This is a genomic window from Winogradskyella helgolandensis (assembly GCF_013404085.1).
Lineage (GTDB): Bacteria > Bacteroidota > Bacteroidia > Flavobacteriales > Flavobacteriaceae > Winogradskyella > Winogradskyella helgolandensis.
The window spans coordinates 3,248,702-3,273,466 of record NZ_JABFHO010000001.1; the positions used below are offsets into that span (position 1 = coordinate 3,248,702).

At 31.1% G+C, this 24,765-nt stretch carries 21 protein-coding genes and 5 tRNA genes; 19 read left to right on the forward strand and 7 right to left on the reverse strand.

All coding sequences use genetic code 11. The annotated features are described in order from the left end of the window. Window positions 1–43 precede the first annotated feature (43 nt). Window positions 44–1,942: a DUF3857 domain-containing protein gene (locus tag HM992_RS13625; RefSeq protein WP_179320064.1), complete on the forward strand. Its 1,899-nt coding sequence runs from the start codon at window positions 44–46 to the stop codon at window positions 1,940–1,942. A 2-nt stretch (window positions 1,943–1,944) separates the two neighbouring features. Further along, the gene (locus HM992_RS13630; RefSeq protein ID WP_179320065.1) at window positions 1,945–3,876 is read left to right on the forward strand and encodes a DUF3857 domain-containing protein; all 1,932 of its coding nucleotides are present in this window, start codon (window positions 1,945–1,947) and stop codon (window positions 3,874–3,876) included. A 107-nt stretch (window positions 3,877–3,983) separates the two neighbouring features. On the opposite strand, the gene HM992_RS13635 is transcribed toward HM992_RS13630, so the two are convergent. The 6 genes from HM992_RS13635 to HM992_RS13660 all read right to left on the reverse strand — a co-directional run bounded on the left by HM992_RS13635 (window position 3,984) and on the right by HM992_RS13660 (window position 12,083). Then, window positions 3,984–4,169 (reverse strand): hypothetical protein, encoded by a 186-nt coding sequence (locus HM992_RS13635; RefSeq protein ID WP_178985524.1) that lies wholly within the window; start codon window positions 4,167–4,169, stop codon window positions 3,984–3,986. Window positions 4,170–4,267: 98 nt separating this feature from the next. Then, window positions 4,268–4,630, reverse strand: a complete 363-nt coding sequence (locus HM992_RS13640; RefSeq protein ID WP_178985525.1) for a methylglyoxal synthase — start codon at window positions 4,628–4,630, stop codon at window positions 4,268–4,270. A gap of 1 nt (window position 4,631) precedes the next feature. Further along, window positions 4,632–5,495, reverse strand: coding sequence for an N-acetylglucosamine kinase (locus HM992_RS13645; RefSeq protein ID WP_178985526.1), 864 nt, complete (start codon window positions 5,493–5,495; stop codon window positions 4,632–4,634). A gap of 78 nt (window positions 5,496–5,573) precedes the next feature. Next, window positions 5,574–6,575 carry a type I glyceraldehyde-3-phosphate dehydrogenase gene (gene gap / locus HM992_RS13650; RefSeq protein WP_178985527.1) on the reverse strand — a complete coding sequence of 334 codons (1,002 nt, stop codon included), beginning with the start codon at window positions 6,573–6,575 and terminating at the stop codon, window positions 5,574–5,576. 32 nt (window positions 6,576–6,607) lie between these two features. Beyond that, on the reverse strand, window positions 6,608–7,594 hold the full coding sequence (pfkA, locus tag HM992_RS13655; protein ID WP_178985528.1) for a 6-phosphofructokinase: 987 nt from the start codon (window positions 7,592–7,594) through the stop codon (window positions 6,608–6,610). A gap of 136 nt (window positions 7,595–7,730) precedes the next feature. Next, complete coding sequence (locus HM992_RS13660; RefSeq protein WP_229720499.1) at window positions 7,731–12,083, reverse strand: translocation/assembly module TamB domain-containing protein; 4,353 nt, start codon at window positions 12,081–12,083, stop codon at window positions 7,731–7,733. A 380-nt stretch (window positions 12,084–12,463) separates the two neighbouring features. On the opposite strand from HM992_RS13660, the gene tsaD reads away from it, so the two are divergent. The 8 genes from tsaD to HM992_RS13700 all read left to right on the forward strand — a co-directional run bounded on the left by tsaD (window position 12,464) and on the right by HM992_RS13700 (window position 19,165). Continuing rightward, on the forward strand, window positions 12,464–13,486 hold the full coding sequence (gene tsaD / locus HM992_RS13665; RefSeq protein WP_179320066.1) for a tRNA (adenosine(37)-N6)-threonylcarbamoyltransferase complex transferase subunit TsaD: 1,023 nt from the start codon (window positions 12,464–12,466) through the stop codon (window positions 13,484–13,486). Between the two features lie 578 nt (window positions 13,487–14,064). Then, complete coding sequence (locus HM992_RS13670; protein WP_179320067.1) at window positions 14,065–14,697, forward strand: peptidylprolyl isomerase; 633 nt, start codon at window positions 14,065–14,067, stop codon at window positions 14,695–14,697. Further along, window positions 14,697–15,401 (forward strand): 16S rRNA (uracil(1498)-N(3))-methyltransferase, encoded by a 705-nt coding sequence (locus HM992_RS13675; RefSeq protein ID WP_179320068.1) that lies wholly within the window; start codon window positions 14,697–14,699, stop codon window positions 15,399–15,401. The genes HM992_RS13670 and HM992_RS13675 overlap by 1 nt, the downstream gene beginning before the upstream one ends. Window positions 15,402–15,405: 4 nt before the next feature. Then, window positions 15,406–16,047, forward strand: coding sequence for a DUF4159 domain-containing protein (locus tag HM992_RS13680; protein WP_179320069.1), 642 nt, complete (start codon window positions 15,406–15,408; stop codon window positions 16,045–16,047). 51 nt (window positions 16,048–16,098) lie between these two features. Further along, entirely contained in the window at window positions 16,099–16,302 is a 204-nt protein-coding gene (locus HM992_RS13685) for a hypothetical protein (RefSeq protein ID WP_179320070.1), read from the forward strand. A gap of 32 nt (window positions 16,303–16,334) precedes the next feature. Beyond that, on the forward strand, window positions 16,335–16,838 hold the full coding sequence (locus tag HM992_RS13690) for a TrmH family RNA methyltransferase (RefSeq protein ID WP_179320071.1): 504 nt from the start codon (window positions 16,335–16,337) through the stop codon (window positions 16,836–16,838). A gap of 49 nt (window positions 16,839–16,887) precedes the next feature. Next, complete coding sequence (locus HM992_RS13695; RefSeq protein ID WP_179320072.1) at window positions 16,888–17,976, forward strand: AI-2E family transporter; 1,089 nt, start codon at window positions 16,888–16,890, stop codon at window positions 17,974–17,976. Between the two features lie 7 nt (window positions 17,977–17,983). Next, entirely contained in the window at window positions 17,984–19,165 is a 1,182-nt protein-coding gene (locus tag HM992_RS13700) for a class I SAM-dependent methyltransferase (RefSeq protein WP_179320073.1), read from the forward strand. A gap of 34 nt (window positions 19,166–19,199) precedes the next feature. Here HM992_RS13700 and HM992_RS13705 read toward each other — a convergent pair whose 3' ends face one another. Then, complete coding sequence (locus HM992_RS13705) at window positions 19,200–19,793, reverse strand: hypothetical protein (RefSeq protein WP_179320074.1); 594 nt, start codon at window positions 19,791–19,793, stop codon at window positions 19,200–19,202. A gap of 224 nt (window positions 19,794–20,017) precedes the next feature. Between HM992_RS13705 and HM992_RS13710 the strand changes: the two genes are divergently transcribed. The 9 genes from HM992_RS13710 (at window position 20,018) to HM992_RS13750 (ending at window position 24,764) form a co-directional block, all read left to right on the forward strand. Next, window positions 20,018–20,106 (forward strand) — tRNA-Ser (locus tag HM992_RS13710). A 54-nt stretch (window positions 20,107–20,160) separates the two neighbouring features. Continuing rightward, window positions 20,161–20,235, forward strand: a tRNA-Pro gene (locus HM992_RS13715). A 33-nt stretch (window positions 20,236–20,268) separates the two neighbouring features. Continuing rightward, a tRNA-Arg gene (locus HM992_RS13720) sits at window positions 20,269–20,342 on the forward strand. Window positions 20,343–20,529: 187 nt separating this feature from the next. Then, a tRNA-Gly gene (locus HM992_RS13725) sits at window positions 20,530–20,602 on the forward strand. Between the two features lie 57 nt (window positions 20,603–20,659). Continuing rightward, window positions 20,660–20,741: transfer RNA gene (locus HM992_RS13730), tRNA-Tyr, on the forward strand. A 391-nt stretch (window positions 20,742–21,132) separates the two neighbouring features. Continuing rightward, a complete protein-coding gene (locus tag HM992_RS13735; protein WP_178985538.1) occupies window positions 21,133–21,570 on the forward strand; it encodes an Hsp20/alpha crystallin family protein in 438 nt (145 codons plus the stop codon). A 340-nt stretch (window positions 21,571–21,910) separates the two neighbouring features. Next, entirely contained in the window at window positions 21,911–22,423 is a 513-nt protein-coding gene (locus HM992_RS13740) for a DUF2202 domain-containing protein (RefSeq protein ID WP_178985539.1), read from the forward strand. A 74-nt stretch (window positions 22,424–22,497) separates the two neighbouring features. Beyond that, a complete protein-coding gene (cls, locus tag HM992_RS13745) occupies window positions 22,498–23,928 on the forward strand; it encodes a cardiolipin synthase (RefSeq protein ID WP_195806625.1) in 1,431 nt (476 codons plus the stop codon). Window positions 23,929–23,999: 71 nt separating this feature from the next. Next, window positions 24,000–24,764, forward strand: a complete 765-nt coding sequence (locus HM992_RS13750; RefSeq protein WP_179320075.1) for a patatin-like phospholipase family protein — start codon at window positions 24,000–24,002, stop codon at window positions 24,762–24,764. The last annotated feature ends 1 nt before the right edge of the window (window position 24,765 follow it).

Consider the following 24,765-nt stretch of genomic DNA (forward strand, 5'->3'; position numbering starts at 1 on the left):
GATTTTTGTTAAATTTGAGTGAACTATATCACCCCATACTTTATTGAAAACTCTTATATTGCTCTTCGCTATTTTTAGTTCTTCTTTTTGTTTCTCTCAAAATTTAGAAAACTATAAAACCCAATACCCAAAAGATGATGTCATTACCTTATCTCTAAACAACCATATTGATATCACTGAATCTAACGGAAGTTTATCAATTAAAGAGACCGTTGTAAAAAAGGATTATTATCTCACCAATCAAAAATTATCTCACGCCAACGAAAGTGTAAGCTTTAATACGTTTAATAGCATAGAAAGTATTGATGCTTTTACAGAAAATGAAGATTCAAAAAATAATGTCAGCAATTTTGAAAATTTAGATGTGATAAGAAATGGCATTTTCTTCGCTGACCAGAAAAAGAAAATCTTTTCATTCCCTAATGTTAAAGAAGGCTCAACAACCACTCTGACATATGAAAAATCAATAAGTGACCCACACTTTTTGCCTTCCTTTATAATCAGCGACACTACTCCAATAGAAACAGCTGAATTAAGCGTTAGTTTCCCTAATAATGTTGATGTTGCTTACACGACTTTCAATTTGGAAGCTATAGATTCTAATTTTGAAATTATAAAGGATAAAAACAAAACGACCTATAAATGGACATTAAATTCGGTTCCGAAAATTAATAGCAATTATGATTTTCACCCGTTATACTACATTCCTCAAGTCTTTGTTTATATTAAATCTTACACTAATGAAGGTAGTGTTCATCCAATTCTCTCGGATGCTGCAGGTTTATACGCGTGGTACAAATCATTAATTCTTAACATTAATAGTACAGACCAAACCGAATTAAAACATACGACGTTAGATTTAATTAAAAATGTGAATTCCGAAGAGGACAAAATAAAAAAAATCTACTATTATGTACAACGTGTAATTAACTATATCGCTTTTGAAGATGGTCTAAATGGCTTTATCCCAAGAGACGCCTTCAATATTTATTCTAACAAATATGGTGACTGTAAGGATATGGCTAATTTGTTGAATGAAATGCTTCATTATGCTGGAATTGATTCTTATTTAACTTGGATTGGCACTCGCGAAAGACCTTATTCTTACATAGACCTTCCTACACCAATGACAGATAATCATATGATTACAGCGGTTAAAGTAAATAATGAATACCTCTTTTTAGATGCCACTGCAAAATACCTAGGTTATGGATTTCCTTCGCCTTTTATACAAGGTAAAGAAGCATTGATTGGATTGAGTAACACTGATTTTAAAATAATAAAAGTTCCGGAAGTACCAGCTTCTTTGAACTCTATGAATATTACTTCAGAATTAGAACTTGACAATGAAACTTTAATAGGTCATCACCAAGCGAACTTAACAGGCTATGAAAAATTATACATGCACCATAAACTTGAAAGAAAAGACAATGATGATATCGGTTTTTTAGAATCTGCCCTTCAGTTTGGAAAAAAAAGAACGCTTATAAAAGATGTAGTTTATAAAAATATAGAATTAGAAAAAGACACCCTTTTAATTGATTTTAAAACAGAAACCGAACGCTACATAAAACGCATAGAAAACAATATCTACATCCAACCTCATTTAAATTTTAGTTTAAAATCGGAAATTGTAAAAAATGAAAAGAAAGATTTTGATAAAGAAATTAAATATAAATATCAAAAATCTTTTATCACTACATTAAGTATTCCTGAGGAATATGAGCTTCAAACTATTCCTCAGAATTCAGAATTTAACCATCCTGATTTCAATTTTCAGATTCGTTACAACGTATCCGAAGATTCTAAAATACTTCAAATTGAAAAATACATTACAGTTAACACCTTAAAAGTTGAAGTTAAATCGATTAATGACTGGAATAGCTTCATCAAAGCTTTCAATAAAGCGAGCAAACAATCTATAGTATTATCAAATCAATAACCATGAGAACATTTCTTAGCACACTCCTACTTATATTTATTAGTTTTTCTGCTTCTGCACAATTATACAAAAGCCATAATTGGGTAGAAGATCAAGAATTTTATGAACTCACAGCAGCTGAACAAGAAGAATCTTCAATTGCTATTATGGAAAAATATTTAATTCAATATTATCAACCGGTTTTAAAAAAGTCATTTAGATTATTTGAAACTAAGCACAGTATTATTAGAATAAATACAGATAAAGGCATAAAAAATCATAATAGAGTTTACATCCCAATGCGAAATGTAAAACAAGTTATTGATATCAAAGCCCGTGTAACACAAAGTAATGGTGAAGTAAATTACCTTGATAAAAACAATATTAAAGAATTAGAAAATGTTAAAAATGCTGGTGGTTATAAAATATTTGCAATAGAAGGTGTAACCACAAATTCTCAACTAGAAATTATATATACTCTAGAAAATAATACTATAAATTTAGGTTCAGTGGTGGTTCAAAAAGATTATCCTGTAAAAGAAGCTATTGTTATTATTAGAAAACCTCGTGTCTTAAAATATCGTGTTAAAGGCTATAATGGTTTTCCGTCTATGCAAACAGAAAAAGTTGCTGGTAAAAAAGAAGCTTTAACAGCAACAATAAATAATATTGATGGTATGACGGATGAAAAATCTGCTAGTCCTACGGCTAATAGAATGAAAGTTTCATACCAAGTTGCAATGGGTATACCATCCGATGCGGTAATGTGGGCAAGGCTAGAAGCTAATATAAAAACCAACTATATTGATATTAGACCGAGAAGACATCATGCGCTTATTAACGATTACAAAACGTTTGTAGAAACAAAATCGAAAGATAATTCTGCTGAAATAATAAATAATATCTGTGAATATATAACGACTACATATAACGTTGTACGCACACCATCTAAAGAATTATTTCAATTAAAACACATATTTGCACAGAAGCAAGCTACGGAACGCGGAATTATTAGATTGTATACCTGCTTGTTAAATTCAGAAAGTATAGATTATGAATTTGTGCTTACATCGGATAGATTTAAACATAAATTTGATGCTACATTTTTTTCACAAAGTAATTTACAAACGCCGTTACTATTCTTTAAAGACGAAAATAAATACGTAGAACCGGAAGATATTAATGCAAGACTAAACTTTCCTCCAACTGAAACTATTGGCAATCAAGGACTATTTATTAGTGCTAACGGCAGACGATTTAGTAGAATTGAAACACCAAACGTTGAGGACAATGTCATACAACGCGATTATAGTATTTCTGTAGATCCTGAAAATCTAGTTACAATGGTTAACTGCAATCAGATAAACACAGGCTATAGAGCTACTAGTGCTAGAGGTGCTTATAAATATCTAAAAACAAAAGATATAAATCAATTTAAATCTTTTACTGCTGCAAATGGCATAGAAGATGCCGAATTTCTCACCTTTAACGTTGAAAATGAGCGGCTATCATTAGCTGCTAACAACACACCTATTCGCTTTGATTATAGTTATGAAGCAGAAAGTTTGATTGATGAAGTTAACGAAGATATAATGCTAAATTTCGGGAAAGTAGTTGGGACTCAAAATGAGTTGTATCAAGAATCTGAGCGTGTTAATCCTATTGAATTAAATAGTTTAATAACCTATAAATACACCTTTTCTATTCCTATCCCAGAAGGATATGAAGCCAAAGGTTTAGATGACATTGTAATACATAAGACTGTAGACATAAAAAATGAAATAGCTTGTCAATTTATATCCAACTATACTATTTCAAACAATGTAATTACCATAAATGCTATTGAATCTTACGACAGACTTACTATGCCTTTAGACTATTACGACACTTATAAAGATGTAGTGAACGCGGCCTATGATTTTAGTAAAAAGAGTATTCTATTCAAAAAGATTTAAGTTTATGGATTTTCAATAGAAAAAGAAGACCTATTTAACTATAGCTATAAAATAAAAAAGAGCGCAAATTTAATTTGCGCTCTTTTTTGTTTATATATTAAAGAATACTAATCTAGCGTTAAGCCTTCACGCTTTGCTTTCTTTTCTTCTCTTTTTTCTTTAAAATGTTCCAGTGAAGCACCAAAAATCCAATAAGGTACTACAAATGTTAAAAGGAAAATCATTAACCAAAATCCAATAGTTAATATGGTTAAAAATGCTAAAAATCCTAAATATTGATCAAAGTCGAACATAATTCTTGTTTCGTTTACGTTTTATTGTTACAAAGATATAACCAAAATATAAGTTTTACAACAGGCTTGCCTAGTTTTATCAACAGGTTATTAAAAAATTAAATAGATTTCATTAATAAATTTGCTGTTGCAGGATTAGTAGCCAAAGGTACATCATGTACATCACACAATCTCATTAACATCAGAATATCGGGTTCGTGTGGATGACGATCTAATGGATCTCTAAAAAACAATACCATATCGCATTGACCCTCAGCAACTCTAGCTGCTATTTGAGCATCTCCACCTAAGGGACCAGAAAGTAAAGCATTAACTTCAAAACCTGCTTTGCTTACTTTTTCACCGGTTGTTCCTGTAGAAATTAATACAATTTTCTTCTGAAGTAAAATATCTCTGTGTTCATTTAAAAATTGTACCATTTCGGCTTTCTTTCCATCATGAGCAATAATAGCTATTATCATATTAAAGATTTTTTACGTGATAATTAACTAAACCTTCAATTGGTCGTCTTACAAAATTACCGACGTTAAATCCATATTCTTTAGCGACTTGCTTAATTTCATCTTGACCAAAATACGCTATAGAACCTGCAAAATGAACTGGAACACCATTTTCTAACTCCTCTTTATATTGAAGAATCATATTTTCTGTAAACAAGCGAATTCCGTTAGTTATAAGATTGCTAATATATTCTGAATCTTTATTAATAAACATAAATTCCGCATGATCTGCTAAATAGGCACTTGGATTGGTTTGTTTATAAAGATTATACTTAATAAAATCGGCCTCTAAATTATGCTTATGAGCGAATGCCACACTAATAGTATCTGGCATTTTTTTAAAGTAGTAATCTCTAATTAATTGTTTACCAAAATAGTTTCCACTGGCATCGTCCATTAATATAAATCCAAGACTATTTACACGTTGGTGTAAATCTTCACCATCATAATAACTACAATTAGAACCTGTTCCTAGTATACAAACTACTGCAGCTTCATCATTAGAATTAATACATGCTCTAACTGCTGCATAGGTATCTTCTCTAACTTCTACTGTTGCGTTAACGAAATACGATTCCAAAATTGATTTTAATAACAGGGTTGGTTTCTCCGTACCGCAGCCTGCACCATAAAAATAAATATGTGTAACATCGCTAGCAATTGCCATTAATTCTTTACTCTTACGAATTGTTTTATTCAGTTTTTTTTCTGCTACAATTGCAGGGTTTAAACCTTTGGTTCTAATTTTATCAACGGCTTGTTTACCATCAGAGTCGATTGCAATCCAATCGCATTTTGTAGAACCTCCATCTGTAATTAAAATCATGATAATGAGTTTATATAAAAATTCCGTAGTCTATGACAATACATAATCCTACGGAATTTTCAGAATTAATACTATGTCTTAAAGACTATTTGCTTTTTGAGCTAAATCAATCAATTTGTTTGAATAACCAAATTCGTTATCATACCAAGAAATTAATTTGAAGAATTTTGAATTAAGTTCAATAGACGCATCTGCATCAAAAACACTAGTTCTTTCTTCACTTACAAAATCTTGAGACACTACAGCATCTTCAGTATATCCTAAAACACCTTTCATAGATCCTTCAGCTGCTTTTTTCATTGCTGCTTTAATCTCTGCTAAAGTTGTGTCTTTTTTCGTTTTCACTGTTAAATCTACTACCGATACATCTACAGTTGGTACTCTAAACGCCATACCAGTAAGTTTCCCGTCTAATTCAGGAATTACTTTACCTACTGCTTTTGCTGCACCTGTTGAAGAAGGAATAATATTATTAAGAGCAGAACGACCTAAACGGTAATTTTTACGTGAAGGTGCATCTACTGTAAACTGTGTAGATGTTGCTGCGTGAATTGTAGTCATTAAAGCTTCTTCAATTCCGAAGTTATCTTCAATTACTTTAGCGATTGGTGCTAAACAGTTAGTTGTACAAGACGCATTAGATACAATAGTATCAGTAGCTTTTAATGTATCACAATTTACTCCCATTACAAACATTGGAGCATCTTTACTAGGAGCTGATATTACTACTTTTTTAGCACCACCATCAATATGATATTGAGCTGTTTCTAAAGTTGTGAAAATACCTGTACATTCGGCAACAACAGTTGCTCCTGCTTCATCCCACTTTAAATTTTTAGGATCTTTCTCTGCTGTAACACGAATTGTTTTTCCGTCTACTACTAAGTGTCCATCTTTTACTTCAACCGTTCCATCAAATCTTCCATGAACAGAATCATACTTTAATAAGTACGCTAAATGCTCTACATCTAATAAATCGTTAATTGCGACAACATCTACGTCATCACGTTTTACTGTTGCTCTAAATACAATTCTTCCTATTCTACCGAATCCGTTGATTCCTAATTTTAAATTTGCCATTTCTCTATCTTTGTTTTAATTTTTATTATTGTTTAAATTGACATTATATCAGAAACTCTTAAAAGTTCCTTGTTTATTTTAGATTTTCCTTTTACTGCTTGGTCAAATGGTGTTAATTCTATGACATCGTTTTTCATACCAACCATATAATTACTTTTACCTGTAATTAAACTTTCTACAGCTTTTACTCCCATTCTGCTAGCAAAAACTCTATCAAAACATGATGGTGGCCCTCCACGTTGCATATGTCCAAGTACGGATACTCTTACGTCGTAATCTTCCATGTTTTGATCAACATAATCCTTAAGTTCAAAAACGCTTTTACCTATTTTATCACCTTCAGCTACAACTACGATACTAGATGTTTTTCCAGATTTTTTACTTCGTTTTAAAGACTCAACAAGTCTATCTAATCCTAAATCTTCCTCAGGAATTAAAATTTCTTCTGCACCACCAGCAATTCCAACGTTCAACGCAATGTGTCCAACATCTCTTCCCATAACTTCAATAAAAAACAATCTGTTATGTGAACTGGCTGTATCTCTAATTTTATCTATAACTTCTACAACTGTATTTAAAGCCGTATCGTAACCTAATGTATGTGTTGTACCAAAAATATCATTATCTATAGTACCAGGGATTCCCATGACTGGAAAATTGAATTCTTTATTAAAAATCATAGCTCCAGTAAAACTACCATCTCCACCTATAACAACAAAAGCATCAATACCAGCTTTTTTTAATTGCTCGTAGGCTGTTTGTCTACCTTCTTTAGTTCTGAACCCTTTAGAACGTGCTGATTTTAAAATTGTGCCTCCTTTATTAATGATACCTCTTACACTACGAGCATCCATTTCTTCGAAATCTCCATCAATCATTCCCTCATAACCTCTATAAATACCGTAGCATTTTATATCGTGAAAAGCACAAGTTCTTACTACAGCTCTAATTGCAGCGTTCATTCCTGGCGCATCTCCTCCAGATGTTAAAACACCTATTTTTTTTATTGTTTGTAGCATTTTCATAAATTATTTACAGTAAAATTAAGAAACAATATATATATAAATGTGACTATTATCATAAAAATTATAGTGACAAATCAATTCAATCGTTTTCGTTAATAAGTATTTAATAAATATGAAAAAAATAACCTATTTAAGACTTAGTTTTTGACTTTTTATCTTTCATTGTCATATAATCTGGCATCAAATCATCTTCATTTTCTTCCTTTGCTTTCTCTTTCTTTTCACTTTTATCACTTCTATTCTTTCCTGAAAAGATAATTTGAAGAAATTCTTTAAAAGAATCAAATTCAACATTATAAGACAAACCTACACCTTGAGTATAGCCAATTTCTTCACCAAAGTTTCTTATACTGTTTTCTCTGTTAAAAACTTTAGCTCTAAGTGTACCGTCTTCATTTAGCAATAAATCTATTTGCACATCTCCACTTATAACGGTCTGACTAGCGCTTCCAAAAGGTACACCAACTTTACCATTTACCAAGATTTTATCACTTATTTTGGTTTGAAGTGTTAAACCAAATTTATTATTAGTTTGTAAGTCTGGAGTGTCTTGTCCTAATTCAAGATCGATGCCTATGTCTAAATTTCCATTACTTGTGCCAAAAAGGTTATTTACAATACCCGTTAAACGTTCTGAAATTGTACCCGTAAAATTTGCACCTCCTAAGCTACTCGAAAAACCTCCTGTTGCTAAAAATATTAAAGCTTGATTGTCGCGTTCGTCTTTTGATGACAACCTATATTCCAACTCAGATTTTACTGTAGAACTAACATTAGGAAAATGAAAATCGAATTGAGGATCTGGCTGTTCTAATTGACCTGTTAAATGAATTTCGACTTCGACATCAATACTTTGATTAATGGGATTATCTAATAGTACTGACGGATTTGCGTTTCCTGCATATAGAGCCTTTAGGTTTATTTCCGCTCCCATTGGATCACCTTCCCAAACAATACTACCTCCTTGTTCTACCTTAAACTTCTTTTCAACAAAGCCTCCATACTTAAAGTTATACGTTCCATCATAAACCACAAAATCTCCCCACATATTAAAAGTTCCGTTGGTATTGATTAAGAAGTTTAACCCTCCCACTCCTCTTCCTTTTATAGTACTTCCTGCTTCTTTATCTATTACTATTTCTATAACTGCATTTTCATTTACATTTAAATCAAAATCTAACACCAAACCTTTGATTTCAATTTGCTCAACAATGTCTCCCTTTAGTCTTGCCGCTTTTTCTTCTGGACTTAAAAAATGAATATAAGTATTGTCTCCAAAACTTTCAGAATCATTTAATGGAATAAAAAACTCGGTTCCGGCTTCTGTTCTTCCATTTATAACTTTAATAGTTAATTGATCTGTTGGGCCTTTAATCTCTGCTGTTCCTGAAATAAAACCTGTACCATAATATAGTTCGTCTTCAGATTCTTCCGTGTTTAAAACTAAAAGTCGGTCTGTGTTTAATTCTAATCCTAGTTTCCAATCTGAAAAGTTATTATGTGCGATAAACCCATTTAGACTGCCTTTAGAAAAGTATTCAGAATCCGTCATGGCAACATCATTAAAAATAAATTGCTGACCTCTAAGCGATACTTTAGAATCGAAATCAAAACCATAATCTACATTAAGATATGGAATGGATAAGCCTGCCCTATCTAATAGTAATTCTCCATAAATAGCAGGTTTATTAAGGCTTCCTGTGACATTAGCATAACCAGACACTAAACCTCGGATATTATTAATAACACCTTCTCCTAATGGGTTTAAGGGATCTAACAGAAACTCTTCAAATTTCACATTTAAGTCAATTTCCGGATTTGACTTAGCAACATCTATAGTGCCCTTTGCATCTAATGATTTTAAATTATCATTAACTAAAGTTACATCTACATTGTAATTGGTTATAGAATTATTACCTTCAATATTGGCTTTAAGGTTTCCTAAATCATAATCATTTACAAAAAAGCCACTTATTTCTACATTAGATTTTGGTAAATAGACACCTTCCTTTTGTACCACATCTAATTTACCATTTACAATCCCTCTTAATGCCAAACTATCAATACGAGGAGTAATTTTTACTAATTCAACATCTTTAAAACCTACATTAAAGTTTTTATTGGTTGAATCTATGACTTTTCCGGATACTAAAATTTCCTCATCATCGTGTGTTATTCTAATAGGAAAAATATCGAATGATTTGAAACCCCTATCAAAAGTCACCTTATTTAAGGTGTCCCTTTCTGAATTTAAGAGCCAATCATAACCTTTAAATTTTACTTCAGATTTTTTTAAACCTATAACAGATTTATTCGTTTTATCTATAGTATAAAACATGCTTAAATTAAAATCATCAGCATTATTTGTACCTCCTTTAAATTCAGACTTAATTAATAAAGTATCGCGCCTTGTAACGTTAATAAGACTAAATTGAGACGCTTGGTACATACCTGCATTAAGACTATCTATTTCTATGTAAGTATTAAATAACGGATTACTATTATCAATATCGATGTTGATATTATTTGCGAAGTAATCATTAAATTTAATTTCTGGTGAATTAAAGGTGAGTTCAAATCCTTTTTCATCGGTTTCAATTCGGCCTTCAATAAACGTGTTTTTTCCTAAGATTAAATCTTTAAAGAATACAGTGGCAATTTTTGAATAAATGTTGAATCTAAAATCGATATACTGATCTTTATCAACCATATTAGGTACAAAATTGGTATAAATACTTCCAACCGAATTTTCTACCAAACCTAATATATCTTTCGTCTTAAACTGTCCTGTTATTTTACCATCAATAATATCTGGTGAGTTAATAGCAATCGTACGTTCATTATCGTTAAAGGAAGATACAATATCAAAATCTTCAAAATTGTAATTATTATCTTGATTCTTATAGGTTGTGTTTTTTATATTGATGGCACCAATGGCATTGTCTAAGGTTGTACCTGTTGCAGACATGGTCACTAAACCTCTAAATTCCGAAATGCTATCTCGTTTTACAAAGTTTAAATTACTAAGGTTTGCATAACCAACATTAGCTTTAAAATCGAATTTTTTAAGGTCTTCGGAAAAATCTGCCAATCCGTTAAAATCCAGTTGTAAATTAAGGTCTTCAACTTTTACAATTCCGTTAAAAATACTATTCCCTAAATCTCCCGAAAGTGCAATATCTCTGTACGTATACCCATTGTAATCTAATACAAAAACATCACCCTTTACTTCTGTTTTTAAATTCTTAATGGTAAATCCTTTACCATCAACATCGAGATTTAAAGTGGCAGTTTTCACTAATGGATCATTGATGAGTTCTCCAATATTAAATTCATCTAGGACAATATTTCCAATATAACTGGCATTATCAATATTATCTAAATTCGTCAATTGTAAATTAGATTTAATAAACCCTAAATCTGTATTTATTTCGATATCTGCATCTATTCGCTTTGCCGTAATAAATGATGTTCCTTTTATCTTAAAATTACCAACCTTTGAAATCACGCTTGGAATAGAATTCCCTAGTAGTCTTGGCAATAAGGCGGTTAAATCTCTATAATTTGAAGCTAAATTTTCAAAATCCCCTCGTAAGGCAAAACTATCTTCCTCTTTACTAAATAAATTTTTAAACGTAATATCTCCAATAATTCTTGTATTTGAAGTTGTACTTATATTGAGGTTTTTAGCTTCAAGATTATTTAGCGTTCCTGTTAAATCTGCATTAAAATCAGCATGCTGATCCGTTCCAAATTCATCGAAAAATACGTTTAATTCTGTCAATGAAATATCAGAATCTCTAAAACTCGCTTCAACATTTACTTTGTCTGTAAAGTATTTTAAATCTTCACGTTTATAGTTAAATCTTAAATCTCCTTTCAGTTCTGACAATTCAGTTTTAATGTTTAAATCACCAAATATCATATGATCTAAGGTGTATTCAAAATTTGCCATTAGGTTTTTAACAGCAATACCTCTACTGTCTATAAAACTGAATTTATTAATTCGAGAACTTACCTCTGGACCATTAATTAGAAAGTTAGTTGTATTAGCATTTAACTCCGTAAATTCAAAGATTTTAGGAGTTTCTAGGTTTTCATCGATTAATCTAAAAATTCCGCCTTCAATAGAAACATCACTAGATGAAAAAAGAAACTCACTAGGACCAACTCTTGGGTTATCACTATCAAATTTAGCTACAAAAACATCTAAGTTGGTATCCGTTTCACCCTTATAAGTTTTTAAATTAAACATCACATCTTGAAGATCTATATCTCCAAAATTGAGTTTGCTATTCATTAAATTCTGAAAGCTAATGATGGAACTATTTAATTCACCAACACTAATAAGGGTGTCTTTTTTGTAATCTCTAATCAGTATTTCTTTCAGTTCAATATCTCCATTAAGCTGAAGACCAACACGTCCAATATTAATATTAGTTTTAAAGTCGTTATTAATTCTATCGGTTGCGTATCTACCCAACCTAGTTTGTACAGCCGGAATAGATAGCACCAAAAACAAAATGAAAAAAAGCAGCAGTATAATTGCTACTATTTTACCTAGTATTTTGAGTATCCGTTTGATAGAATTTATGAAATTTATTTTTTACTCCAATTAAACTTCAAAATAATCGATTAAATTAGTTTCTTTTTCCTTTTTATTTCATTCAAAAATAGAACCGTAGCTATGGCTGTGCTAAGATTTTTTATATTCTAAAAAGAAAAAATAATTCAAATTTATTATCAACCATTTTAAAATTAATTTGGTCTGATTTCTTATTACCTTTGTCCTTACAATACGTTGTTAATAAGGTAATGGACTTTAACTGGTAAAATTAACAATTATTGTGCCTAATATCGACTATGAAAAAAGAAAATATTTATATCCTCGGAATTGAGTCGTCTTGCGATGATACATCAGCTGCCATACTATGTAACGACCAAATTCTGAGCAATGTTGTTGCAGATCAAAAAATACATACAGAATATGGTGGTGTTGTACCAGAACTAGCGTCACGAGCCCATCAACAAAACATTGTTCCTGTCGTACACCAAGCTATTGAAAAAGCGGGAATTAAAAAAGAACAAATAAGCGCTGTTGCTTTTACAAGAGGCCCTGGTTTAATGGGTTCCTTATTGGTTGGAACTTCTTTTGCTAAATCTCTGGCTTACGGATTAGATATTCCATTGATTGATGTTAACCACATGCAAGCGCATATTTTAGCACATTTTATAGACGAAGAAAATCATAAAAAACCTCCTTTTCCTTTTTTAGCCATGACTATTTCTGGTGGACACACACAGATTGTAAAAGTGAGTAGTCATTTTGAAATGGAAGTTTTAGGGGAAACGATTGATGATGCTGTCGGTGAGGCTTTTGATAAGAGTGGTAAAGTTTTAGGTTTAGGCTATCCTGCAGGACCAGAAATTGACAGACGTGCACAACTTGGCAATCCGAAAGCGTATCAATTTACAAAACCAAAAGTAGATGGATTAAATTTCAGTTTTTCAGGTTTAAAAACGAACATTCTCTATTTTGTACAACGCGAAGTAAAAGCAAATCCGAACTTTATTGAAGAGAATCTTAATGATATCTGTGCTTCTATTCAATATACAATCATCGGTATTTTAATGGCGAAATTAAAATTAGCAGTTAAGCAAACTGGCATAAATCATATTGCGATTGGTGGCGGAGTTTCAGCAAATTCAGGTATTAGAAAAGCATTAAAAGACGCTGAACAAAAATTTGGTTGGACAAGCTATATTCCAAAATTTGAATACACTACAGATAATGCTGCAATGATTGCCATTGTTGGTTATTTAAAGTATTTAGAAAAGGATTTTTCTGATTTTGATGTGATGGCTACGGCACGATTGAAGATATAATGCTTAAATTAAAATCTTATAAATATTATATTTTTTTAATAAGCGCTTTAGCAATCTGTTGGGTTATTTTTAAGGTTATAGATTTAAATTTTGTTTTCAATATTTTAGACACCTATTATGTTGTTCAGTATTCAGATATTATTGTAATATTTATTATTCCTATACTTTTAATAGGCCTAATATATTGGCTATTTTCAAAAAGTAAAATTACCCTAATTAAAAATTTAGTTAATATTCATAATTTAACAACCATTTTTGGTATTGTTTTATTAGTAATCATATTTCTTTTCAACGAATTTATCAGTCCTTTAGGTTCCTCATCGCGATTCCCACTTTTTGATGAAAGCGAAAACACAAGTGTAACACTAATAACACTATGTGTCGTAATTTTAGCATCGCAAATATTATTTGTTATTAATGTAATAATCAGTCTTATTAGATACTTTTTTTATAAAAATGAGGTGTAAACTTCAAAATTGTTAAAACATCTGTTAACATCCTTACCATCTTTACTTCTATAGTGTCTTAAAATTTAGTTGTTTTGCAGTAACCCAAATCAAACCTAAAATAATTTAATTATGAAACATTTATTTACGCTTTTAATTTTAGTGCCTTTATTCAGCTTTTCTCAAACATCTTTTGAAAAACAACTAGATTCCATTTCAACGCCAGAAGAAGCAACATCATTTTTAAAAGAAAACAAACCTACACATGGTAAGCTATTTACTTTTAATAAAGAAAAACATAAAACTAGGTTGGCCGACGACTTGTTTAACCTTTCTAAAGGTGGAAAAAAAGTGTCGAGAACCGATTTCAAAAAAACCTTTTATAAGGTTATTGATAAGGCGGTAGTGGATTATTATAAATTCAACATCATTGTTTTTGATGCTGCTAAGACTTCTAATGAAGATGCAAAAACTAAACGCAGTAAAGTACTCGCACAATATGAGTCTGGTTATCGCTTTAAAGATTTAGCAAAACATAATTCAGTAGGACCAACAGCCAAAATGGGAGGCGATACTGGCTGGATTAAAGCTGGCGAAATGTCTGAGGCTTTTGATAACGAAGCTTTCAATGAAGACCATACGCTAAACGAAATTTTTTCTATTGACGATTTAGAAAATAAAAAATATTACCTCGTTATTAAAACCGAAAACAGAACACCTATTGAAGAAATTACAGTTTTAAAATTCACAGAAGATATTGAGTAATGCAGTTATTTTACAATCCAAATATTTCTGAAAACGATACAAGCTTTAGTTTTGACAAAGACGAAAGCCGACATATAGCAAAAGTTTTACGCAAAACTATTGGAGATACTTTACACATTACAAATGGAAACGGTTATTTATTTACAGCAGAAATCACTTTAGCAGATCAAAAGCATTGTACAGTTTCTATAACCTCTAAAAGTTTACAACCTAAACGCCATTATAATTTACATTTAGCGGTTGCACCAACAAAAATGAACGACAGATACGAGTGGTTTTTAGAAAAAGCAACTGAAATTGGTATTGAAACTATTACTCCTATTATTTGCGATCATAGCGAACGAAAAATTGTGAAGACGGAACGTTTTGAGAAAATAATTCAGTCTGCAATGAAACAATCATTGCAGTGTTATTTACCAAAACTAAATACTCCAATTGCGTTTAAAGACTTTATGAATCAAGATTTTACTGATCAGATTTTTATTGCGCATTGTGAAGAAACAGACAAAAAATCTTTAAAATCACAATTAAAGTTAGCATCGGATTGTACTATTTTAATTGGACCAGAAGGAGACTTTAGCGTTAAAGAAATTGAAATGGCCTTGCAACACCAGTTTATTCCTGTAACTTTGGGTGAGACACGCTTAAGAACAGAAACAGCTGCCATTGCAGCTTGCCATTCTGTTGCATTTTTAAATGAATAGACTAATGAGAATCATTTTTACTTTATACTTTTTACTTTTTACTATTTTCTCGTTTTCTCAAGATGTCGCCATCCTAAAGTATAAAGGCGGAGGTGATTGGTACAGCAACCCAACGGCTTTGCCGAATTTGGTAAAATATTGTAACGATAATATTGATACAAATATTAACGAAAGTATTCAAACTGTTGAAGCAGGTAGTATTGATATTTTTCAGTTTCCTTTTTTACATATGACAGGTCATGGTAATGTCTTCTTTAGTGATGATGATGCCGAAAATTTAAGAAATTATCTCGTTTCTGGTGGTTTTCTTCATATTGACGACAATTACGGATTGGCTCCTTACATTACTAAAGAATTGAAGAAAGTATTTCCAAATAGTGAATTAATTGAAATTCCTAAAGATCATAAAATATTCAGTTCGGCTTTTGAATTTCCAAATGGTTTACCTAAAATCCATGAACACGACGGAAAAGCACCACAAGCTTTTGGGATTTTTCATGATAGTAGATTAGTACTTTTATTCACGTTTGAAAGTGATTTAGGTGATGGCTGGGAAGATCAAGAAGTCCATAATGACCCTGAAGACGTTAGAGAAAAAGCATTAAAAATGGGAGCTAATATTGTTAAATATGCTTTTGAGAATTGATTATCTTTTAAAATAAAGACAAAAGAGCTAAGAACAAATACTAAATAGATTATGAAGAAGCTTTCGATAAAATATAAAATAGCAGCTGTTTTATTAGTTCTGGCTTTTACGTTTCAATCTATGGAGTCTATTAATAGTCATACTTACAAAATAGGTGTTGATAGTTATCATTATACCTATTCTTGTTTTGTTGGAAAAATAAGTACTCACTTAGCTATTCATTGCGATGCTAAATTCTGCAACACCTATTTATAATAGCGTGCAAATTAATTTTGTTTTCAACCTTTATGCAATTAAACCACTACAACTCCAACTTCAAAAAGCAAAAACATCCAATTACAGTACTATGTGATAATGTCACTAACGCTCCGAATATTGGAAGTTTATTCAGAATTGCAGATGCTTTTGGTATTGAAAAACTCATTTTTTGTGGTTCAGATATTTCATTAGGTAAACGCATGACAAAAACGTCGCGCTCTACTGAGAAGTATGTAAACCATCGTGTTGAAAATGATATCGAAACTCAGATCAACATTTTAAAAGCAAATAACTATTATTTACTTGCATTGGAAATTTCAGAAAACAGTCAGGCATTAACGGCTTTTAAATTACAAACAAAGCAACCTATTGCGCTTATTTTAGGTGATGAAAATTTTGGAGTATCTGAAACTATACTTAAGCAAGTAGATGCCGCTGTTCATATTAACATGTTTGGAAACAATAGCAGCATGAATGTAGTCCAAGCCACGAGTATTGCGCTTTATGAAATTACAAAACAACTTAATTCATAAATTTGTCCTACTGAATATAATTCAGCATCTTTGATTAAATAATGACGTGATGAATTCAAAAACCATAGCAAACGGTATTTTAAGAGCATTAGGAATAATACTGGCTATAATCTTAGTTTTGTATTTTCTTTTTAAAATTCAGTCTGTCATCGTCTACATTGCGGTTGCAGTTGTTATATCGTTAATCGGGCGACCTATCATTTTGTTTTTAAGAAATAGGTTAAAATTCAACAATACTGTTGCCGTTGTAACTACCATGGTTGTTTTATTAGGTCTCTTAGTTGGTCTTATAGGACTCTTTATCCCTTTAATTATTGAACAAGGTCAGAATTTAGCATTATTAAATATTGAACAATTACAAGTTAATATTGAAAATCTATATGATCAAATTATCACCTATTTTCAATTTAATAATATAGATATTGAACAATCTATAGAAGACTCTCACTTACTTTCAAAACTCGATTTTGCTATTATACCTAACTTTTTAAATAGTTTTGTTAGCGGTTTAGGTAGTTTTAGTATAGGTTTATTTTCTGTACTATTTATTTCGTTTTTCTTTTTAAAAGATAGTAAATTGTTTGAAGATGGGTTAATGACATTCATTCCAAACGGAAATGAAGAACGTTCTAAACGCTCAATCAATACCATAAAAGATTTATTATCACGCTATTTTGTAGGACTGATTTTTCAAATATTAATCTTATTCATTATTTATACTATCGTTTTATTGGTCTTTGATATTGATAACGCAATTGTTATCGCATTTTTATGTGCGCTACTTAATTTAGTGCCTTATGTTGGTCCTTTAGTGAGTGGTTTTTTAATGCTTTTGTTAAGTATGTCTAGTAATTTAGGTGAAAGTTTTAGTGAGGTTATTTTACCAAAAACAACTTATGTAATGATTGGTTTTATCGTAGCGCAATTGGTAGATAATTTCTTCAGCCAACCGTACATTTTTTCTAAAAGTGTAAAATCTCATCCACTCGAAATCTTCTTAGTTATCATCATCGCAGGTATTTTATTTGGTGTTGTAGGAATGATTGTAGCCATACCAACTTACACGGCTATAAAAGTAATTTTGAAAGAGTTTTTATCAGAGTACAACATCGTTAAGAAGTTTACAAAGAACCTATAGTTTTAGTTTGAATAGATCATTATTAAATATTGAAATTCAAGATTTTATAAATAAACATATAAACTCAGATACTTCTGTTTTATTATTAAAAGGCATTCCGTTTAAATCGGTAGATTCAAAATTAATCATAGAACAAATTGAAGCAAAAAAACGATGCAAAAAGAAACTGCCAACTTGGTTTACTACTAAAAATATATACTTTCCTAATAGACTAAATATTGAACAAACCTCCTCAGAACTAACAGCTGAATTTAAAGCCAATTTAATATCTGGAGAAGCATTAATTGATCTCACAGGAGGCTTTGGTGTTGATGCCTATTATTTTTCAAAACGTGTAAATTACGTCACGCATTGTGAAATTAATTCTGAATTATCAGAACTCGTAAAACACAATGTTGAAGCGCTCAATAGTTCTAACATTATATGTCTTAACGAAAATGGAATTGATGCTTTAAAACGTATTAATAAACCCTTCGATTGGATTTATGTAGATCCATCGCGTCGTGACAATTCAAAACAAAAAGTTTTTCTACTTTCAGATTGCGAACCAAACATAAAAACGCATCACGATTTATTTCTAAAATATGCCGAAAATGTGATGATTAAAACCTCTCCGTTATTAGATTTAACGGCGACACTTTTGGACCTATCAAACGTAAAGATAATTTATATTGTTGCTGTAAATAATGAGGTTAAGGAGTTACTATGGATTTTGGAACGGAATTTTGAAGGAGATGTTGAAGTGCAAACGGTTAACTTACAAAAATCAAACACGCAGCATTTCAATTATATGTTCAGTGACGAATCTGAAGCCATAGCCACATACAGTGAACCACTCACCTACTTATATGAGCCTAATGCAGCGGTTTTAAAATCGGGAAGTTTTAATTCTGTAAGTAGTCTTCTAAAGATTGAGAAATTACACAAACACTCGCATCTATATACTTCAGAAGCACTTGTAGATTTTCCTGGAAGACGCTTTAAAATTGAAAAGATATTGCCTTTCAACAAAAAAGTCTTTTCAAAAGAAAGAATAACTAAAGCCAATGTTACAACGCGTAATTTCCCGATGTCAGTAAGTGATATTCGTAAAAAATTAAAAATAAAAGATGGCGGAAATAGTTATCTATTTTTCACCACAGATTGTAACGATTCTAGAATTATTATCATTTGTTCTAAAGTAGAATAACCCTTTATTTCCCTATTAAATATCATTCAAAAAATCATAGAAATCCTTTCTGAATAACAACCATATCATTTCCCCATAGTTTTACTAAATATGAAATATCTATAGGGAAAAACGATGAAGAACCGTCAGTATTATATTTCACAGGGCATTCAATTCTACTTTCATCTACAATTCTACATTTGTTTTCGCCATTATCAGAAATAAAGATGTCACCAGCATCTAATTTTTCATAGACTTTTTTCAAATCTATAATAGCATATTTTAGAAATATAGATGATTTACTGATATTATTTTTTGAGCAATCTAAGATACCATAAGTAAAATAGTGTGCCTTCATTTTAAAATATTCAGATTCCTGCCGATCCTCGTGCTTATTTTCATCGCGTCTATAACGAATTGTAAAATCAGTAAATCCTTTATATTTCTCTTCTCTAAACCGTTCTTGTACAGTCTTTACTGTATCTCCTTTTATAAAAACGTAATCGATACCCACTGTCATATCAATATATTTAGCATAACTTTTTTTCAACTTAACCTCTTGCCAATGCATTAACTTATAAATATTAGGTAATGCTATGTGATTATGCACATAATCCGTGAATGCTCTATCATTTTTATAATTAGACATTTTAAAATTTAAAGCTTATTGCTTAATTTTTGGTTTAATGAATCATTAAATAATGGTCATAAAAACGCGTATAATTTCTATACTCCTCTGATAAATATACATTTAAATATAGGCTAAAAATTATTCCAAAAAAAATTACAAAAAAACTCAAAAAAATTGTTGCGTTCTTTAAAATGTTGCGTTACATTTGCATCCGCAATTAAGAGAATGTTCTTTTATATATTGGAGAGGTGCCTGAGTGGCCGAAAGGAGCGGTTTGCTAAATCGTCGTCGGTGGAAACACTGACCCAGGGTTCGAATCCCTGTCTCTCCGCAAGTTTTTACTGCAGCATATGCGATTCTGTAAGTAATAATAAGATAATCAATTCGGGGTGTAGCGTAGCCCGGTTATCGCGCCACGTTTGGGACGTGGAGGCCGCAGGTTCGAATCCTGCCACCCCGACTTTTATTGAATTTTTAGAGTTTTACTCTAAATGGTCGCATAGCTCAGCTGGATAGAGCACCTGCCTTCTAAGCAGGCGGTCCTAGGTTCGAATCCTAGTGCGATCACAAGAAGCCTTACTAGAAATAGTGAGGCTTTTTTGTGTTTAATTATATGTTATACAACACATATTTCAACTCTAAATCTATAGATAATTTCTACGTTCAACCTACGGTAAACTTTATAGCCTAAAAAAAAGAAAAATTAAGGCATTTTTAAAAAATATTTATATATTCGCGACCGCTTACCAAAAATGCGAGAGTAGCTCAGTTGGTAGAGCGTCAGCCTTCCAAGCTGAATGTCGCCGGTTCGAACCCGGTCTCTCGCTCTAAAGACAGCCTGAATAGAGAGGTCTTTTTAGTTTGAAATATTGAATTAAAGTATTGGGGAGATACTCAAGCGGCCAACGAGGGCAGACTGTAAATCTGCTGACTACGTCTTCGCAGGTTCGAATCCTGCTCTCCCCACAAATCATTTTTAAATGCAGATTTACAAAAACTCAATTTTGTAACAATCATTTGGATTGAGTCACCAATCCAGAATACTGAACGAAACGAAGTAATCTAAAATAAACACAACGATTCTACATATTGGAATACCATTAATTAAAGTAATTTAATTACAAAATGTGACGGTCCTCAGTTGGTAAAGCGTCAGCCTTACAAGCAGGCGGTTTTAGGTTTTAATCCTAGTGTAATCACAAAAAAGCCTTAACATTTATGTTGAGGCTTTTTTGGTGCAAAATTTGCACATAGTTTGCACATCCTTAACCATACTAATGACCCAGGTCATTTCCAAAACACAAGTTTCATTATAATTTAGCCATAAATAAATGTTTAACTTTTAAATATTAAAATTATGTCACTAGTAAAATTTAGAAAAAGAAGACCTTGGGGAAATCTTATCTCATCAGATTTTTTTGATAATGACGATTTTTTTGATAATCGTTTATGGAACAAAAATTTAAATGAACCTGCATTAAATGTAAAGGAAACTAAAGATGCTTTTGAAGTAGAATTAGCTGCCCCTGGATTCTCTAAAAAAGATTTTGAAGTAACCATTGATGATGGCTACTTAAATATTTCTGCAGAAAACTCAAGTTCTAATGAAGAAAAAGAAGATAGCTATACTCGAAAAGAGTTTAGTTATAACTCTTTTGAGAAAAAACTGCAACTTCCAGATTCTGTAAAAGAGGAAAACATTAAGGCAAAATATGAAGATGGAGTTCTTCGCTTTAATCTTACAAAAAAAGAAGAAGCTAAAACACACAAACCACAGAAAATTGAAATTGCTTAATCCTAAATTTCATTAAAAGAGAGAGAGATATGAATGGTATTTATATCTCTCTTTTCTGTTTATTAACTTTTAAATTTAACTAAGTCAGAATGCTCTACACTACCTTAGTACAATTCATTTATAAAAGCTCACTGAGAGCTAAAATATCCAATAGTTTTAAGCCATATGGAAAGTCTTTTTCAGGAATTAAAATTCTAGAATTAGTATTCGCGTCTAAATTATTTGCTCATATTTATTTATAAAAACGCTATCATATGACTAAGGTCATTTCAACTGAAAGCAATAAGAATTAACTTTGTTTATTAATTGAAGATATATATAATTTTACAAATCTATAATTATGAATCAAATCTTTAATAAAAGAATTACAGGTGTTTTCGTTTTAGTAACGGTAAATAAATCTGGACAACAATCGGAAATTTCAGTAGAAGAAATGAATGCTATGAAATATATGGTTGAAGAAGAAAAAGTAGCTAGAGATGTTTATTACTATTTAGATGGTTTGTGGAATGCTCGTGTTTTTAGTAACATAAAACAAAGTGAAGAACGCCATATGCAAGTTATAAAAAGCCTATTAGACGCATATAATATTACATATAAGTTAAGCGAAAAACAAGGCATCTTTTACAACATAGAACTACAAAAACTATACGACGAGCTTATTGAGAAAGGAAAAAAATCGCTATATGATGCTTTTGAAGTGGGCAAACAAATAGAGCTCACTGATATTGCAGATTTAGAAGATGCCATAGAAAAAACAGAAGATGATTACATAAAACAAGTTTATAATAATTTATTAGCAGCTTCGCAAAATCACCTCAAAGCTTTTAATAGACAATTATCTAGATATTGATTACATACAGAATTAAAAAAAATAAAGGATTCTTTAAATTAAAATTATAGCTATAAAACAACACTCATATTCTCATGACGATAGCGCTTATTATATACTTTCTTTTAGCATTCGTTTTAATGGGGAGATTGTTGCTTTATGGAGTTAGACCAACAAAAACCTTAGCTTGGTTATTGGCAATTTTCACTATTCCTGTTGGCGGAATGTTATTTTATTTTATACTTGGTCGTAATCGAAGAAAGAATAAATTCTACACTTTAAAAAAAACAGAATCAATTATTAAATATCTTAATATGGTTGATGCATATTATGAAACCATAGATTCTGATTCTAATATTCCTACTGCCATAAAAGATCATATAAAACTAGTTAAACTTATTATTAAAGGCTCTAATTTTGTTCCAACTGTTGGTAATGACATAATGCCTCTTAAAAATGGAGCTTCTACTTTCGAAGCTATTTTTAAAGCTTTGGAAACAGCTAAAACATTTATTCATATTCAATATTATATTTTTGAAGAAGGTGTTTTGGCCGAAAAGTTTAAATCTATTTTAATTAGAAAAGCCAAAGAAGGAGTTGAAGTGCGTTTACTTTATGACGCATTAGGAAGTAGAACATTAAGCAAGAAATATATAAACAGTCTTAAAACTGAAGGCATACAAGTCTTCGGTTTTTTACCTATGCGATTAGGTAGATTTCTGTCGTCCATAAATTACAGAAATCATAGAAAAATTGTTATCATTGACGGTGTATATGGCTTTACAGGCGGTATTAATGTGGCTGATAAATACATCTCTGGAGATCCTAATTTAGGCAATTGGTACGATATGCATTTACAATTAAAAGGAACTATTGTAAATAGTTTACAATCTGTTTTTGCAATGGATTGGAGCTTTGCAAGTGGCTCGGATAATTTATTAAATACAAAATATTTTATAAAGCCTTCAACGGTTGGAAAATCAGTGGCTCAATTAGTAGCAGGTGGTCCAGATTCCGATTTTCATTCTATTCAGCAACTTTATTTTTCAATAATTAATAGTTCAAAAAAGTACGTATACATTACCAATCCGTATATCATTCCTGGTGAGGCTTTAAAAGAAGCCATGCAAGTTGCAGCCTTAAGTGGTATAGATATCAGATTGCTTCTCTCTAAAAAATCCGATAGTTTATTGGTAAAATGGACTGTACGATCAATTTTTGAAGATTTGTTAGAATCTGGAGTCAAAATCTACTTATATCCTGAAGGTTTTTTACATAGTAAAATCATTGTTTCAGATGATGAACTCACTACTATTGGAACCGCAAATTTAGATATTAGAAGCTTTGAGCAAAATTACGAAGTCAACGTTTTAATTTATGATAAGAAGCTAACAACTCAACTAAAGCACGACTTTTTAAACGATTGTAAAAAAAGTAAGCCCATAGATTATCTTAACTATATAAAAAGACCAAAAACGGAACGCTTAAAAGAAGGTATTGCCAAAGTGTTTAGTCCGGTTTTATGAACAACTGATTAAAATCATTATTCATTTAGAATCATCCACATAACTTTGTTATTATATACAGATCATAAGAAATGAATTTAGGACTAGTACTTTCTGGTGGAGGCGCTCGTGGCGCTGCTCATATTGGAGTAATAAAAGCATTAGAAGAACACAATGTTTTCCCTACGCATATTGCAGGCACCAGTGCTGGTGCTATTGTAGGCGGCTTATATGCAGCAGGTGTGTCATGGTCTGAAATATTAGACTTCTTCAAATCCATAACCATTTTTAGTACCAATAGATATGCACGAAACAAACCTGGATTTTTAAATTCAGTGAATTTTTATGATGATCTCAAAACCTTTTTTCCGGTTGACAATTTTAATGCTTTAAAAAAAACGCTATTTGTTACTGCTGCCAACATAATTGACGGCTCATCTAAGATATTTAGCAAAGGCCAAGTTATAAAACCAATTATAGCCTCTGCCTCTTTTCCTGGCGTTTTTACCCCTACCGAAATCAATGGAAAATATTATGTTGATGGAGGCACACTAAACAATTTCCCTGTTGAACCCTTAAAATCAACCTGTGATAAAATTATAGGTGTGTATGTTAATCCCTTAAAAGAAGTCAGCATTAACGATTTAAAGCATTCTTATTCCGTAATTGAGCGCGCCTATAAAATTAAAGTTGCTGCGGAATCCATGAACAAATTTTTAGATTGTGATTTGATTATAAGCCCTAAAGAATTAGTGGATTACGCGACTTTTGGAATGAATAATATCGATGCTATTTTTGACTTAGGTTATAAAACCACTAAAAAGGAACTTGAAAAAAACGTCAATTTATTTATTTAAT

Coding starts and splice junctions, on each gene's coding strand:
- HM992_RS13630 (WP_179320065.1), top strand. CDS start 1,945: ATGAGAACATTTCTTAGCACACTCCTACTTATATTTATTAGTTTTTCT.
- HM992_RS13635 (WP_178985524.1), bottom strand. CDS start 4,169: ATGTTCGACTTTGATCAATATTTAGGATTTTTAGCATTTTTAACCATA.
- HM992_RS13640 (WP_178985525.1), bottom strand. CDS start 4,630: ATGATAATAGCTATTATTGCTCATGATGGAAAGAAAGCCGAAATGGTA.
- HM992_RS13645 (WP_178985526.1), bottom strand. CDS start 5,495: ATGATTTTAATTACAGATGGAGGTTCTACAAAATGCGATTGGATTGCA.
- gap (WP_178985527.1), bottom strand. CDS start 6,575: ATGGCAAATTTAAAATTAGGAATCAACGGATTCGGTAGAATAGGAAGA.
- pfkA (WP_178985528.1), bottom strand. CDS start 7,594: ATGCTACAAACAATAAAAAAAATAGGTGTTTTAACATCTGGAGGAGAT.
- tsaD (WP_179320066.1), top strand. CDS start 12,464: ATGAAAAAAGAAAATATTTATATCCTCGGAATTGAGTCGTCTTGCGAT.
- HM992_RS13670 (WP_179320067.1), top strand. CDS start 14,065: ATGAAACATTTATTTACGCTTTTAATTTTAGTGCCTTTATTCAGCTTT.
- HM992_RS13675 (WP_179320068.1), top strand. CDS start 14,697: ATGCAGTTATTTTACAATCCAAATATTTCTGAAAACGATACAAGCTTT.
- HM992_RS13680 (WP_179320069.1), top strand. CDS start 15,406: ATGAGAATCATTTTTACTTTATACTTTTTACTTTTTACTATTTTCTCG.
- HM992_RS13685 (WP_179320070.1), top strand. CDS start 16,099: ATGAAGAAGCTTTCGATAAAATATAAAATAGCAGCTGTTTTATTAGTT.
- HM992_RS13690 (WP_179320071.1), top strand. CDS start 16,335: ATGCAATTAAACCACTACAACTCCAACTTCAAAAAGCAAAAACATCCA.
- HM992_RS13695 (WP_179320072.1), top strand. CDS start 16,888: ATGAATTCAAAAACCATAGCAAACGGTATTTTAAGAGCATTAGGAATA.
- HM992_RS13705 (WP_179320074.1), bottom strand. CDS start 19,793: ATGTCTAATTATAAAAATGATAGAGCATTCACGGATTATGTGCATAAT.
- HM992_RS13735 (WP_178985538.1), top strand. CDS start 21,133: ATGTCACTAGTAAAATTTAGAAAAAGAAGACCTTGGGGAAATCTTATC.
- HM992_RS13740 (WP_178985539.1), top strand. CDS start 21,911: ATGAATCAAATCTTTAATAAAAGAATTACAGGTGTTTTCGTTTTAGTA.
- cls (WP_195806625.1), top strand. CDS start 22,498: ATGACGATAGCGCTTATTATATACTTTCTTTTAGCATTCGTTTTAATG.
- HM992_RS13750 (WP_179320075.1), top strand. CDS start 24,000: ATGAATTTAGGACTAGTACTTTCTGGTGGAGGCGCTCGTGGCGCTGCT.